The sequence below is a fragment of the Citrobacter sp. U14242 genome (assembly GCF_046555775.1).
In the GTDB taxonomy this organism is placed as follows: domain Bacteria; phylum Pseudomonadota; class Gammaproteobacteria; order Enterobacterales; family Enterobacteriaceae; genus Citrobacter.
Window position 1 is genome coordinate 14,202 of sequence record NZ_JBKGLW010000019.1, and the last position, 14,349, is coordinate 28,550.

The 14,349-nt window shown below is 52.1% G+C and carries 15 protein-coding genes; 10 read left to right on the forward strand and 5 right to left on the reverse strand.

Going from position 1 to position 14,349, the window contains the following annotated elements:
• Positions 1–4 precede the first annotated feature (4 nt).
• From rnr to ACLJXE_RS22970, 3 genes are all read left to right on the forward strand, one after another.
• On the forward strand, positions 5–2,467 hold the full coding sequence (gene rnr / locus ACLJXE_RS22960) for a ribonuclease R (RefSeq protein WP_410752133.1): 2,463 nt from the start codon (positions 5–7) through the stop codon (positions 2,465–2,467).
• A 69-nt stretch (positions 2,468–2,536) separates the two neighbouring features.
• Complete coding sequence (gene rlmB, locus ACLJXE_RS22965; RefSeq protein WP_271449154.1) at positions 2,537–3,268, forward strand: 23S rRNA (guanosine(2251)-2'-O)-methyltransferase RlmB; 732 nt, start codon at positions 2,537–2,539, stop codon at positions 3,266–3,268.
• Between the two features lie 119 nt (positions 3,269–3,387).
• Positions 3,388–5,010, forward strand: a complete 1,623-nt coding sequence (locus tag ACLJXE_RS22970) for an isovaleryl-CoA dehydrogenase (RefSeq protein WP_410752134.1) — start codon at positions 3,388–3,390, stop codon at positions 5,008–5,010.
• Positions 5,011–5,095: 85 nt separating this feature from the next.
• Here the strand turns inward: ACLJXE_RS22970 and yjfN are convergent, their stop codons facing one another.
• Positions 5,096–5,371, reverse strand: a complete 276-nt coding sequence (yjfN, locus tag ACLJXE_RS22975) for a DUF1471 family protease activator YjfN (protein WP_005134428.1) — start codon at positions 5,369–5,371, stop codon at positions 5,096–5,098.
• Positions 5,372–5,518: 147 nt separating this feature from the next.
• Positions 5,519–5,848 carry a biofilm peroxide resistance protein BsmA gene (gene bsmA, locus ACLJXE_RS22980; RefSeq protein WP_271440281.1) on the reverse strand — a complete coding sequence of 110 codons (330 nt, stop codon included), beginning with the start codon at positions 5,846–5,848 and terminating at the stop codon, positions 5,519–5,521.
• Between the two features lie 181 nt (positions 5,849–6,029).
• Between bsmA and yjfP the strand changes: the two genes are divergently transcribed.
• Positions 6,030–6,779 carry an esterase gene (yjfP, locus tag ACLJXE_RS22985; RefSeq protein WP_410752135.1) on the forward strand — a complete coding sequence of 250 codons (750 nt, stop codon included), beginning with the start codon at positions 6,030–6,032 and terminating at the stop codon, positions 6,777–6,779.
• Here yjfP and ulaR read toward each other — a convergent pair.
• The 3 genes from ulaR to ulaG form a co-directional block, all read right to left on the reverse strand.
• Entirely contained in the window at positions 6,776–7,531 is a 756-nt protein-coding gene (gene ulaR / locus ACLJXE_RS22990; protein ID WP_410752136.1) for an HTH-type transcriptional regulator UlaR, read from the reverse strand. The two genes, yjfP and ulaR, sit on opposite strands and share 4 nt — an antisense overlap.
• Positions 7,532–7,792: 261 nt before the next feature.
• Positions 7,793–8,407: a YagU family protein gene (locus ACLJXE_RS22995; protein WP_410752137.1), complete on the reverse strand. Its 615-nt coding sequence runs from the start codon at positions 8,405–8,407 to the stop codon at positions 7,793–7,795.
• 48 nt (positions 8,408–8,455) lie between these two features.
• Entirely contained in the window at positions 8,456–9,520 is a 1,065-nt protein-coding gene (gene ulaG, locus ACLJXE_RS23000; RefSeq protein ID WP_410752138.1) for an L-ascorbate 6-phosphate lactonase, read from the reverse strand.
• A 367-nt stretch (positions 9,521–9,887) separates the two neighbouring features.
• On the opposite strand from ulaG, the gene ulaA reads away from it, so the two are divergent.
• From ulaA to ACLJXE_RS23030, 6 genes are read left to right on the forward strand one after another with little or no spacing between them, the layout of a single operon-like run.
• On the forward strand, positions 9,888–11,285 hold the full coding sequence (gene ulaA / locus ACLJXE_RS23005; RefSeq protein ID WP_410752164.1) for a PTS ascorbate transporter subunit IIC: 1,398 nt from the start codon (positions 9,888–9,890) through the stop codon (positions 11,283–11,285).
• A gap of 15 nt (positions 11,286–11,300) precedes the next feature.
• Entirely contained in the window at positions 11,301–11,606 is a 306-nt protein-coding gene (gene ulaB, locus ACLJXE_RS23010; RefSeq protein WP_045439008.1) for a PTS ascorbate transporter subunit IIB, read from the forward strand.
• Between the two features lie 9 nt (positions 11,607–11,615).
• Entirely contained in the window at positions 11,616–12,083 is a 468-nt protein-coding gene (gene ulaC, locus ACLJXE_RS23015; RefSeq protein WP_410752139.1) for a PTS ascorbate transporter subunit IIA, read from the forward strand.
• 12 nt (positions 12,084–12,095) lie between these two features.
• The gene (gene ulaD, locus ACLJXE_RS23020) at positions 12,096–12,746 is read left to right on the forward strand and encodes a 3-keto-L-gulonate-6-phosphate decarboxylase UlaD (protein WP_286630553.1); all 651 of its coding nucleotides are present in this window, start codon (positions 12,096–12,098) and stop codon (positions 12,744–12,746) included.
• Between the two features lie 9 nt (positions 12,747–12,755).
• On the forward strand, positions 12,756–13,610 hold the full coding sequence (gene ulaE, locus ACLJXE_RS23025) for an L-ribulose-5-phosphate 3-epimerase UlaE (protein WP_410752140.1): 855 nt from the start codon (positions 12,756–12,758) through the stop codon (positions 13,608–13,610).
• Complete coding sequence (locus ACLJXE_RS23030) at positions 13,610–14,296, forward strand: L-ribulose-5-phosphate 4-epimerase (RefSeq protein WP_410752141.1); 687 nt, start codon at positions 13,610–13,612, stop codon at positions 14,294–14,296. The genes ulaE and ACLJXE_RS23030 overlap by 1 nt, the downstream gene beginning before the upstream one ends.
• The last annotated feature ends 53 nt before the right edge of the window (positions 14,297–14,349 follow it).

Here is a 14,349-nt window from a genome sequence, read left to right on the forward strand (position 1 = left end):
CTCGATGTCACAAGATCCTTTCCAGGAGCGCGAAGCTGAAAAATACGCGAACCCTATCCCGAGCCGGGAATTTATCCTCGAACATTTAACTAAACGTGAAAAACCGGCCAACCGCGATGAGCTGGCCGCTGAACTCAATATTGAAGGTGAAGAGCAGCTGGAAGCGCTGCGTCGCCGCCTGCGCGCGATGGAGCGTGACGGGCAACTGGTCTTTACCCGTCGTCAGTGCTACGCGCTGCCGGAGCGTCTTGACCTGCTAAAAGGCACCGTTATTGGCCATCGTGATGGCTACGGTTTCTTGCGCGTCGAAGGACGCAAAGATGATTTGTACCTGTCCAGCGAGCAGATGAAAACCTGCATCCATGGCGATCAGGTACTGGCACAACCGCTGGGTGCGGATCGTAAAGGCCGCCGCGAAGCACGTATCGTGCGCGTACTGGTACCAAAAACCAGCCAGATTGTCGGACGTTACTTCACCGATGCGGGCGTAGGCTTTGTGGTTCCTGACGACAGTCGTCTCAGCTTCGACATCCTGATCCCGCCTGAAGAGGTGATGGGGGCTCGCATGGGCTTTGTGGTGGTGGTTGAACTCACCCAGCGCCCGACTCGCCGTACCAAAGCGGTGGGTAAAATTGTCGAAGTGCTGGGCGATAATATGGGCACCAGCATGGCCGTTGACATGGCCCTGCGTACTCATGAAATTCCCTATATTTGGCCGCAGGCAGTAGAGAAACAGGTCGCCGGTCTGAAAGAAGAAGTACCGGAAGAAGCGAAAGTCGGGCGTGTTGATTTGCGCGATTTGCCGCTGGTTACTATCGATGGTGAAGATGCGCGTGATTTCGATGATGCCGTCTATTGCGAGAAAAAGCGTGGCGGCGGCTGGCGTTTGTGGGTGGCGATTGCTGACGTAAGTTATTATGTTCGCCCACCGACCCCGCTGGACCAGGAAGCCCGTAGTCGCGGTACATCCGTGTACTTCCCGTCGCAGGTCGTACCGATGCTGCCGGAAGTGCTTTCCAACGGATTGTGTTCGCTCAACCCGCAGGTGGACAGGCTGTGTATGGTGTGCGAAATGACCATTTCGTCAAAAGGTCGCTTAACCGGCTTTAAATTCTACGAAGCGGTAATGAGCTCCCATGCTCGTCTGACCTACACCAAAGTCTGGCATATGCTGCAGGGCGATCAGGAACTGCGTGAGCAGTACGCGCCGTTGGTGAAACATATTGAAGAGCTGCATAACCTCTACAAAGTGCTGGATAAAGCGCGTGAAGAGCGCGGTGGTATCTCGTTTGAAAGTGAAGAAGCGAAGTTTATCTTCAATGCTGAACGCCGTATCGAGCGTATTGAACAGACGCAGCGTAATGACGCGCACAAGCTGATTGAAGAGTGCATGATCATGGCGAATATCTCAGCGGCGCGATTCGTTGAGAAAGCCAAAGAACCTGCACTGTTCCGTATTCACGATAAGCCAACGACCGAAGCGATTAACTCTTTCCGCTCGGTACTGGCCGAGCTGGGACTGGAGCTGCCGGGTGGTAACAAACCAGAGCCGCGTGATTATGCCGAGTTGCTGGAGTCGATTGCTGACCGACCTGACGCAGAAATGCTGCAAACCATGTTGCTGCGCTCCATGAAACAGGCCATTTACGATCCGGAAAACCGTGGTCACTTTGGTCTGGCGCTGCAATCTTATGCGCACTTTACCTCACCGATTCGTCGTTATCCGGACCTCTCGTTGCACCGTGCAATCAAATATTTGTTGGCGCAGGAGCAGGGCCATAAAGGTAACACCACGGAGACGGGTGGTTACCATTATTCGATGGAAGAGATGCTGCAACTGGGCCAGCACTGTTCTATGGCAGAGCGCCGTGCTGACGAAGCCACGCGCGATGTCTCCGACTGGCTGAAGTGTGACTTTATGCTGGATCAGGTCGGTAATGTCTTTAAGGGCGTTATTGCCAGCGTGACGGGTTTTGGTTTCTTTGTTCGTCTTGATGAGCTGTTTATCGACGGTCTGGTGCATGTCTCCTCGCTGGATAACGACTACTATCGTTTTGACCAGGTAGGGCAACGCCTGACAGGCGAATCCAGCGGTCAGATGTATCGCCTTGGCGATCGTGTGGAAGTCCGTGTGGAAGCGGTCAATATGGACGAGCGCAAAATCGACTTTAGTCTGATTTCCAGCGAACGTGCTCCGCGCAATGAGGGTAAAACCGCGCGCGAAAAAGCCAAAAAAGGCGATGCAGGTAAGAATACCGGTAAACGTCGTCAGATGGGAAAAAAGGTGAATTTCGAGCCGGACAGTGCTTTCCGCGGTGAGAAAAAAGGCAGAGCCAAACCTCAGGCGGATAAAAAAGCGGCTGAGAAAAAAAGCGACAAAAAAGCGAAAAAGCCATCGGCGAAAACGCTTAAAATCGCTGCCGCCACCAAAGCCAAACGCGCGGCGAAAAAGAAAGTCACGGAATAAGCCATAAACCGTAAGCCGGGTGGCCAGCGTGCCGCCCGGCGTACACCTAAACTATTAACGAGTACATTCATGAGTGAAATGATTTACGGCATCCATGCGGTGCAGGCTCTGTTGGAGCGTGCGCCTGAGCGCTTTCAGGATGTCTTTATTCTCAAAGGTCGTGAAGATAAACGTCTGCTGCCGCTGATCCATGCGCTGGAAGCACAGGGTGTTGTCATCCAGTTAGCTAACCGCCAGTTCCTGGATGAGAAAAGTGAGGGTGCGGTTCATCAGGGGATTATTGCGCGAGTAAAGCCGGGTCGTCAGTATCAGGAAAACGATCTTCCGGATCTGATTGCGGAACTCGACCAGCCGTTCTTTTTGATCCTCGATGGCGTCACCGATCCGCATAACCTGGGCGCATGCCTGCGTAGTGCAGATGCTGCCGGTGTGCATGCGGTTATCGTGCCGAAAGATCGTTCTGCACAATTGAATGCGACGGCGAAAAAAGTTGCCTGTGGCGCGGCAGAAAGCGTACCGCTGATCCGCGTGACCAACCTGGCGCGCACCATGCGTATGTTGCAGGAAGAGAACATCTGGATCGTTGGCACCGCAGGCGAAGCTGACCATACGCTGTATCAAAGCAAAATGACCGGGCGTCTGGCGCTGGTAATGGGCGCAGAGGGCGAAGGTATGCGTCGCCTGACCCGTGAACATTGTGATGAACTGATCAGCATCCCAATGGCCGGGAGCGTTTCATCGCTTAACGTCTCTGTCGCGACGGGAATTTGCCTGTTCGAAGCTGTTCGTCAGCGCGGGTAATTGATTCCCTCTTCTCTTAAGCCATCCTTCGGGATGGCTTTTTTGTGACCGTTATCCCAGGCACTCTCTTCTCTCACTGGCCATACTTATGGCGACGGCCATTGACGGAGGGAGACACAATGCACTGGCAAACGCATACCGTTTTTAACCAACCTGTACCGCTCAATAACAGCAACTTATACCTGTCCGATGGCGCACTGTGTGAAGCCGTTGCTCGCGAAGGCGCGGGCTGGGACAGCGATCTTCTCGCCAGTATTGGCCAGCAATTAGGGACCGCGGAATCGCTTGAGTTGGGTCGCCTGGCCAATACCTTTCCCCCTGAATTATTGCGCTACGACTTGCAGGGACAGCGACTGGACGATGTGCGTTTCCATCCCGCCTGGCATTTGCTGATGCAGGGACTGTGCGCCAACCGTGTGCATAACCTGGCCTGGGAAGAGGAGGCCAGACAGGGTACGTTTGTTGCCCGGGCTGCACGTTTTATGCTGCATGCGCAGGTGGAGGCGGGCACCTTGTGCCCGATAACCATGACCTTTGCCGCCACGCCGCTGTTATTGCAGATGCTACCTTCACAATTTCATGATTGGTTTACGCCACTGCTAAGCGACCGTTATGACTCGCATTTACTGCCGGGGGGGCAAAAGCGTGGTTTGTTGATTGGTATGGGAATGACGGAGAAGCAAGGTGGCTCAGATGTGCTGAGCAATACCACTCAGGCTGAACGTCTTGCTGATGGCTCATATCGCCTGGTGGGACATAAATGGTTTTTCTCCGTGCCGCAAAGCGATGCGCATTTGGTGCTGGCGCAGACAAGGGGGGGATTGTCCTGCTTTTTTATGCCGCGATTCTTGCCTGATGGTCGGCGCAACGCCATCCGCCTTGAACGCCTGAAAGATAAGCTCGGTAATCGTTCTAATGCCAGTTGTGAGGTCGAGTTTCAGGATGCTATCGGCTGGCTACTGGGCGAGGAAGGGGAAGGTATTCGCCACATCCTGAAAATGGGCGGTATGACGCGTTTCGACTGCGCGCTTGGTAGCCACAGCATGATGCGACGTGCTTTTTCCGTGGCGATTTATCATGCACATCAGCGGCAGGTATTTGGTAAACCTTTGATCGAACAACCGATGATGCGTCAGGTACTAAGCCGAATGGCGTTGCAGTTGGAAGGGCAGACCGCGTTACTGTTTCGGCTGGCGCGAGCCTGGGATCGCCGCACCGATACGAAAGAAGCCCTGTGGGCCAGATTATTCACACCCGCAGCGAAATTTGCCATCTGCAAAAATGGCATGCCGTTTGTTGCCGAGGCGATGGAAGTACTGGGCGGGGTGGGATATTGCGAAGATAGTGAGTTGCCCCGTTTGTACCGTGAAATGCCGGTGAACAGTATCTGGGAGGGTTCCGGCAACATTATGTGTCTTGATGTATTGCGGGTGCTGACGAAACAACCCGGCATGTACGATATGCTCAGTGAGGCTTTTGCTGAAGTAAAAGGGCAAGATCGTCATTACGATCGGATGGTACGTCAGTTGCAGCAACACCTACGTAAGCCCAGTGAGGCGTTGGCGAGGGAGATTACGCAGCAGCTTTTTCTGCTCGGGTGTGGCGCGCAGATACTGCGTTATGCCTCTCCGCCAGTCGCACAGGCCTGGTGTCAGATGATGCTGGATACGCGTGGTGTAAAACAGTTGTCTGCACAGGTGCAGGGTGATTTGCTACTGCGGGCAACGGGGGGAATACGGTAATACTATGCCAGATGGCGATGCTGTCGCGTCGTATCCTGCCTGCGTTCAATGTAGGCAGGATACGTTTATGCCATCCGACAATCTGTTATGCATAAAGTATGGCCTGTACGCGCCAGTTATCTGGCTGCTGTTCTTCATACATCTGAATAATCCGGTACCATGAGGCACCTTGTTCATCCGCTTTTAACGCCACAACACGTTCTACGTCCTGCGGGTTTCCTGCAATGTTACTGACCGATATCAGGCCAATTTCGTTCAGGCCTGTTACGCAGTCAGCACTGGCGAACTCAGCAGACTGCGCCGTTGTACCTACCAGTCCGGCAGAAAGCAGCAGTGAGGATAAGGCAAGTGATTGTTTCATCGTCAGCTCCATTATTCGTACCCCTACACATGGCAGGGCATTCCATCGCGATAATAAACCTCAAGCTCCCTGCTGTTGGTTTATTGTGCACAGGTAAACGCATAGGGGCGCAAAGCAATGTAAAGCTGACTAAATTTCAACCCAATGTTATTTACGATACAAAATAGCCTGTGAATACCATTGGCCTGTCACTACGGTCTCATCAACTAATAAGACAACGTAATAATCAGCTTTAGCCGCGACGGCTTTGGCACGGATCTCTGCCAGCGCATCATCTGGAGAGCCTCTTACCAGCGCATTGACTGTCCCTATTCGCTGCAACCCGTTGCTCTGGTCGCGGCGGATCTCTTGCGGGTGGTCGGCTACGGGCGGTGCAGGTTGTGGTGTACCCTGTAACACGCTACAGGCGCTTAAAAACGTCACCAGCAACAAAGAGGCAAACCGACGCATAACTCTATCTCGTTTCCTGATAGCCATAGTGTAGTGCCTTATTAAATTCCCTTTAGGGGAATGTTCCCGAATTGTTATCTCTCACGCGATTTTCGAATGAAAATGTTGCGAAAGCGTAACCCAGTTCTCAACATTATGAATCATTGCTGAACACATTCACTTGCGTTAAGTATTTCTCCATGGCATACCAGAAAAAAAGAGGCGACAAATGATAGAAATTGAAACACGCCAGCTGGCTGGTATCCCTGTCCTGCACGCAGTTCCTGCGGGTAAACGCGAGTGTCCACTTCCTTGTATTATCTTCTATCACGGGTTTACCTCCTCCGGTCTGGTCTACAGCTATTTTGCCGTTGCTCTGGCACAGGCCGGATTCCGGGTCGTGATGCCAGATGCGCCCGATCATGGTGCCCGCTTCACTAGCGATGTACAGGGGAGAATGTATCGCTTCTGGCAGATTTTGCAGCAAAATATGCAGGAGTTTACGACGTTACGTGCGGCGCTGGTGGCGGAAAATTGGCTATCAGATGAACGTCTTGCCGTTGGGGGGGCCTCAATGGGGGCAATGACGGCTCTGGGCATTATGGCACGCCATCCTGACGTAAAATGTGCAGCTAGCCTGATGGGGTCGGGTTATTTTACCCGGCTTGCACAAACGCTTTTTCCTCCTGTAGCGGTTCAGACGCCAGAACAGCAGGCGGAATTTGATAAGATTATCGCCCCACTGGCCGAGTGGGATGTTACACATCAGTTGCAACGTATGGCCGACAGACCATTGCTGTTGTGGCATGGTCAGGATGACGATGTGGTTCCGGCTGTGGAAACTTTCCGTTTGCAGCAGGCGTTAATTCAGGCAGGTCTGGATAACAATCTAACCTGCCTGTGGGAAGCGGGTGTCCGACACCGCATCACGCCAGAAGCGCTCGCTGCGACAGTATCGTTTTTCCGCCAGCACCTTTAAACCCGCAAAATGTTCACGCCCTGAGCTTCAAGTTGTTCCAGGATCTCAGGGTTAGCATTTTTGCCGGTAATCAGCATATCGATTTGATCGGCACGGCTGAACAACATTCCCGCGCGTTCTCCAACTTTACTGCTATCGACCAGCACGACCAGTTTGCCGACCACGTTAAGCATCTTTTGCTCTGCCATTGCCGTCAGCATATCGGTTTTATACAGTCCATCAACGGTCAGACCTTTACCACTCGTAAACATCCAGTGTCCGGCATACAGGCTATTCTCGCTGCCCTGTGGGCTAAGTGTGATGGATTGGCTCTTGTTGTATTGCCCTCCCATGATGATCACGCTTTCATGCTCCTGGTCGATCAGATAGTTTGCCAGCGGCAGATAATTCGTGATGATCTGCACGGGTTTGCCGCACATTTCACGTCCGAGCAGGAATGCGGTTGAGCCGCAGTTGATCACCACGCTTTCACCTGCATTCACTAACTGGGATGCCGCTTTGGCAATGCGAACTTTTTCATCGTGATTCTGTGCCTGGTGCAGATTCATCGGTGTCCAGCGTGGGCGCTGCTGGGTAATGGCTTCTGCACCGTTACGGACTTTCTTGAGTTTGCCGCTTTCGTCGAGTTTGTTGATATCCCTGCGTGCTGTGGCCGGTGAAATTCCCAGGCGCTCAATCACGTTCTCAACGGTAACAAAGCCCAATTGCGCCAGCATATCCAGCAATATTTGATGTCTTTGTGCTTCAGTCATGAGCTATTCCGATACAAATTGATTTTAAAAGAGGATATTTGAAATAGCCTGAAAATACTAAAGTAAAAGCTGAAAAGCATCTTCAATGTGCTGAACTCTACGGCAAATGCTGACTTGAGTGAGTGGTAGCACCCGCCGTCCATCGCTCTTTCTGGTATCACAACGTCAGGAATCGTTCGCCTGTTGCTGAAGATTCCCGGCGTCATGAAACTAATACTGCACCCTTAGTTACAGGGAGAGGGAACTGGTTAAGGGGACGTATTATCGTAGTATGCCTGATGAAACTTCAGGGTCTGGTTCCCGCGTTATTCTATTACGTAAATCCCGGCGAATAATCTCAATAGACCAGAACCACACTAAATGACCAAATATTTCTGATACGTGTTCATACCAGGGTAGGGTGAAGAGAGAGGGTGTTAACCCCATGATAGGGAATGAAATCATGTGGACAAAAAGTTGGGCTAACGCACCGGCCAGTAACCCCTGCCATAGCTTGATTTTTGGGAATATTTCGGCCACAACACAGTATCCTACGGCGAACACAACTGAAAAGATGATGTGCGTTACACCAACCCAATTGAATACATGTCCGGCAAAAATATAAACCGCAGAATTAGGGTCCGCTACACCCAGCCAGTCGCGAAGAAAAATATAGGGTGGATTGAGAAAATTTCGAGAGCAGTCGATTTGTCCTGCAGCTCTCATTAATGATTCTGGTCCGCAAGCGCTTGTAAATAGGTCTGTTGGGCTACGTGGAGGAAGAGGGACTTCGGCTCCCCATTTTACAAATGCGGAAACAATCCCGGCAATTAAACCAATAAATGTAGCCAGCCCATAATGCCTGCGACTGGGAAGTGTCCGTTCTAATATATTCATCTTTTTGCCATTATTTTTTTACGCCGGGTTTCCCCGGCGTTTTTTAACTTACAGGAAGGATTTAAACGGTAAATCCGGCTCGATCGTGAAGCAATCGTCAAATCCACGGGGATAGTGGTACTCGAAATTATCTTTATCCAGTGGCCAGGTGAATTTGCCGCCAACCTGCCAGATAAACGGCTTAAAGCCATATTTCAGACGATCTTTTTTCATCTCCCACAGAATACGGATCTCCTGCGGATCGGCCTGGAAGTTTGACCAGATATCATGATGGAAAGGGATCACCACTTTGGTGTTCAGTGCTTCCGCCATACGCAGAATGTCGGAACTGGTCATCTTGTCCGTAATACCACGCGGGTTCTCACCGTAGGAGCCGAGCGCCACGTCGATCTGATGTTCGTTGCCGTGTTTCGCGTAGTAGTTGGAGTAGTGGGAGTCACCGCTGTGGTACAACGTACCTCCCGGCGTTTTGAACAGGTAGTTTACTGCGCGTTCGTCCATGCCGTCCGGCAGTACGCCCGCTGCTTTTTGATCGGCTGGAAGGGTGATCAGAGCCGTACGGTCAAACGCGTCAAGTGCATGAATTTCAATGTCTTTCACTTTCACCACATCGCCCGGTTTGACCACGATGCAACGCTCTTTCGGCACGCCCCAGCCAATCCATAAATCCACACAGGTTTTCGGCCCGATAAACGGGACATCGTCAGCGCAGTTTTGCATGACGGCTGCTGCGACGTTCACATCAATGTGATCGTTATGATCGTGAGTGGCCAGTACCGCGTCGATATGACGAATGGCGAAAGGATCGAGAACGAACGGCGTGGTGCGCAGGTTTGGTTGGAGTTTCTTCACACCTGCCATGCGCTGCATCTGATGGCCCGCTTTCATCAGTGGATTACCGTGACTCTGCTTGCCTGTTCCGCACCAGAAATCGACACAGACGTTCGTCCCGCCTTCTGATTTCAGCCAAATTCCGGTACAGCCCAGCCACCACATAGCAAAGGTGCCTGGCGCAACCTGTTCCTGTTCGATCTCTTCGTTTAGCCAGCTACCCCACTCCGGGAACGTGCTCAGGATCCATGATTCACGCGTGATACTTTTTACTTTACTCATCGCATTTACCCTCATGTTTATTCATATTGAATCATAATGTGATTTAATTTGATTGATACTGACATCATTTTATCAAGAAGGCAATGTGCTGATTTTTTATGTCACCGCAAGGGATGGGCAGGATTAACAGGGTTATAAGTAATTTTTGCATCAGGATTTAATCGTATTTATTTGTTTTATAGAGAATTATTTTTTTATTGCTGAATAACGAACAAGACCATTCTTACAGTGAGAGAATTATTTGCGTACTGCATCACATTTAATCAAATTCAATCTTGTTGTGATTACTTTTGAAAACTAGAGTGAAGGCACAACATCCTGGGCATCTGTAATGAATGTTCAGCAACTTCGTCTACTGGAGATCGTTATGGAGATCCTCTACAACATCTTTACCGTCTTTTTTAATCAGGTTATGACTAACGCCCCACTGCTGCTGGGGATTGTGACCTGTCTCGGCTACATCCTGTTGCGTAAAAGCGTCAGCGTCATTATCAAAGGCACGATCAAAACGATCATCGGCTTTATGCTGTTACAGGCAGGGTCTGGCATCCTGACCAGCACCTTTAAGCCGGTTGTGGCGAAGATGTCCGAGGTCTACGGTATCAACGGAGCCATTTCCGATACCTATGCCTCGATGATGGCGACCATCGAACGCATGGGGGATGCCTATAGCTGGGTGGGGTATGCGGTGCTGTTAGCACTCGCGCTGAACATCTGTTACGTGCTGCTGCGACGGATTACCGGTATTCGCACCATCATGCTGACCGGCCACATCATGTTCCAGCAGGCGGGATTGATTGCCGTCACGCTGTTTATTTTCGGCTACTCCATGTGGACGACCATTATCTGCACCGCGATTCTGGTTTCACTTTATTGGGGCATTACCTCCAATATGATGTACAGACCGACTCAGGAAGTGACGGACGGTTGCGGTTTCTCCATTGGTCACCAGCAGCAGTTTGCCTCGTGGATTGCTTATAAAATTGCGCCTTATCTGGGTAAGAAAGAGGAGAGCGTTGAGGATCTCAAACTGCCGGGCTGGCTGAATATTTTCCACGACAATATCGTTTCCACGGCGATTGTCATGACTATCTTCTTTGGCGCCATCCTGCTCTCCTTTGGCATCGACACCGTGCAGGCGATGGCGGGTAAAGTGCACTGGACGGTCTACATTCTGCAAACCGGTTTCTCGTTCGCTGTTGCCATTTTTATCATCACCCAGGGTGTACGTATGTTCGTTGCTGAACTTTCAGAAGCGTTCAACGGTATTTCTCAACGTTTGATTCCAGGGGCGGTACTGGCGATTGACTGTGCGGCGATATACAGCTTTGCCCCAAACGCTGTGGTCTGGGGTTTTATGTGGGGCACCATCGGCCAACTGATTGCTGTTGGCATTCTGGTAGGCCTCGGCTCTTCCATTCTGATTATCCCCGGCTTTATTCCAATGTTCTTCTCTAACGCCACTATCGGCGTATTTGCTAACCATTTTGGCGGCTGGCGAGCGGCGCTCAAGATTTGTCTGGTGATGGGCATGATCGAAATATTTGGCTGCGTTTGGGCGGTGAAACTCACCGGTATGAGCGCCTGGATGGGGATGGCGGACTGGTCGATTCTGGCACCGCCGATGATGCAGGGCTTCTTCTCCATCGGCATCGCCTTTATGGCCGTCATTATTGTGATTGCACTGGCTTATATGTTCTTCGCAGGACGCTCATTGCGCGCTGAGGAAGACGCAGAAAAACAACTGGCAGAACACTCTGCTTAATAAGGAGTTCCGATTATGACCGTACGTATTCTGGCTGTATGTGGCAACGGACAGGGCAGTTCCATGATCATGAAAATGAAGGTGGATCAGTTTTTAACTCAGTCAAATATTGACCACACGGTGAATAGCTGCGCAGTGGGTGAGTACAAAAGTGAACTGAGCGGCGCGGACATCATCATCGCCTCTACCCATATCGCCGGCGAAATTACCGTTTCTGGCAATAAGTATGTAGTGGGGGTGCGCAACATGCTGTCTCCCGCTGATTTTGGTCCAAAACTGCTGGAAGTGATTAAAGAACACTTTCCACAGGACGTGAAATAAGGGCTCGCTATGAAACTACGTGATTCGCTGGCAGAAAATAAATCCATCCGCGTGCAGGCTGAAGCGGAGACCTGGCAGGAGGCGGTGAAAATCGGCGTCGATCTGCTGGTGGCGGCAGATGTGGTTGAGCCGTGTTACTACCAGGCCATTCTCGATGGGGTTGCACAGCACGGTCCTTATTTTGTGATTGCCCCTGGGCTGGCTATGCCGCATGGCCGCCCTGAAGAGGGTGTTAAAAAAACCGGTTTTGCGTTGGTCACGCTGAAAACACCGTTAGTGTTCAACCATGAAGATAATGACCCGGTCGATATCCTGATCACAATGGCGGCGATTGACGCTAATACGCATCAGGAAGTCGGCATCATGCAGATTGTTAACCTGTTTGATGATGAAGCCAATTTTGACCTTTTACGCGCCTGCCGCACCGCGCAGGAAGTGCTGGATTTAATTGATAACGCCACTGCGGCGGCTGTTTAAAGGAACACTAAAATGCCATTACCTATGTTGCAGGTTGCGCTGGATAACCAATCAATGGCTTCTGCGTATGAAACGACACGGCTGATTGCCGAAGAGGTGGATATCATCGAGGTCGGCACCATCCTTTGTGTTGCAGAAGGCGTACGTGCCGTTCGCGATCTGAAAGCACTCTACCCGCATAAAATTGTGCTGGCAGACGCCAAAATCGCCGATGCGGGCAAAATCCTCTCTCGTATGTGCTTCGAAGCCAACGCTGACTGGGTCACTGTGATTTGCTGTGCAGATATCAACACCGCTAAAGGTGCGCTGGACGTAGCGCACGAGTTTAACGGCGACGTACAGATTGAACTGACTGGCTATTGGACGTGGGAACAAGCACAAGAGTGGCGCGAAGCGGGCATTGGGCAGGTGGTTTATCACCGCAGTCGTGACGCACAGGCCGCAGGCGTGGCGTGGGGTGAAGCGGACATTACGGCGATCAAACGTCTGTCCGATATGGGCTTCAAAGTCACTGTTACCGGGGGGCTGGCGCTGGAAGACCTACCGCTGTTCCAGGGGATTCCGATTCATGTCTTTATTGCCGGTCGCAGTATCCGAGACGCCGCCTCTCCTGTGGAGGCTGCGCGTCAGTTCAAACGTTCCATTGCCCAACTGTGGGGATAAGGAGCGGATATGTTATCCAAACAGATCCCACTTGGCATCTATGAAAAAGCGCTCCCCGCCGGGGAGTGCTGGCGGGAAAGGCTGCAACTGGCGAAAACGCTAGGGTTCGATTTTGTCGAGATGTCGGTGGATGAAACCGACGATCGCCTGTCGCGTCTGGACTGGAGCCGGGAGCAACGTCTGGCGTTGGTGAATGCGATTGTCGAAACCGGCGTGCGTGTGCCTTCTATGTGTCTCTCTGCGCATCGTCGCTTCCCGCTGGGTAGTGAAGACGACGCCGTGCGGTCGCAGGGGCTGGAGATTATGCGTAAAGCCATCCAGTTCGCGCAGGACGTGGGCATTCGCGTGATCCAGTTGGCGGGCTATGACGTTTACTATCAGGAAGCGAACAACGAAACGCGTCGCCGTTTCCGGGACGGGCTGAAAGAGAGCGTCGAGATGGCAAGCCGTGCGCAGGTGACGCTGGCGATGGAGATCATGGATTATCCGTTGATGAACTCCATCAGCAAGGCGCTGGGCTATGCCCACTATCTCAACAACCCGTGGTTCCAGCTCTACCCGGATATCGGCAATCTGTCAGCGTGGGACAACGACGTGCAGATGGAATTGCAGGCTGGAATGGGGCATATCGTCGCGGTTCACGTCAAAGACACTAAACCGGGCGTCTTCAAAAACGTCCCGTTTGGCGAAGGCGTGGTGGATTTCGAACGTTGCTTCGAAACGCTCAAACAGAGTGGCTATTGCGGGCCCTATCTGATTGAGATGTGGAGCGAAACGGCGGAAAACCCGGCGGCGGAAGTGGCGAAAGCGCGTGATTGGGTGAAAGCGCGTATGGCCAACGCAGGTCTGGTGGAGGCGGCATAATGCAAAAGCTGAAACAGCAGGTGTTTGAAGCCAACATGGATCTGCCGCGTTACGGGCTGGTGACCTTTACCTGGGGCAATGTCAGTGCCATCGACCGTGAAAGCGAGCGGGTGGTGATCAAGCCCAGCGGCGTCGCTTATGAAACCATGAAAGCGGACGATATGGTGGTGGTCGATATGTCTGGCAAGGTGGTGGACGGGCAGTATCGCCCGTCATCAGACACCGCGACGCATCTTGAACTCTATCGCCGTTACCCGTCGCTTGGTGGCATTGTCCATACCCACTCCACCCATGCCACCGCATGGGCGCAGGCGGGGCTCGCGATCCCGGCGCTAGGCACCACGCATGCGGACTACTTCTTTGGCGATATTCCCTGTACCAGGGCGTTAAACGAAGCAGAAGTGCAGGGCGAGTACGAACTGAACACCGGCAAAGTGATTATCGAAACGCTGGGCGACGCCGAGCCGCTGCATACGCCGGGAATTGTGGTGTATCAGCACGGACCGTTTGCCTGGGGGAAAGATGCCCACGATGCGGTGCATAATGCGGTGGTGATGGAAGAAGTGGCGAAAATGGCGTGGATTGCGCGCGGCATCAACCCGGCGCTAAACCCCATTGATGGTTATCTGATGAAAAAGCATTTTATGCGTAAGCATGGACCCGATGCTTATTACGGGCAGACGTGAAACGGTTGCCCCGGGCTACGTACACTTCTGGGTGTGTGTAACCGATCGATCCG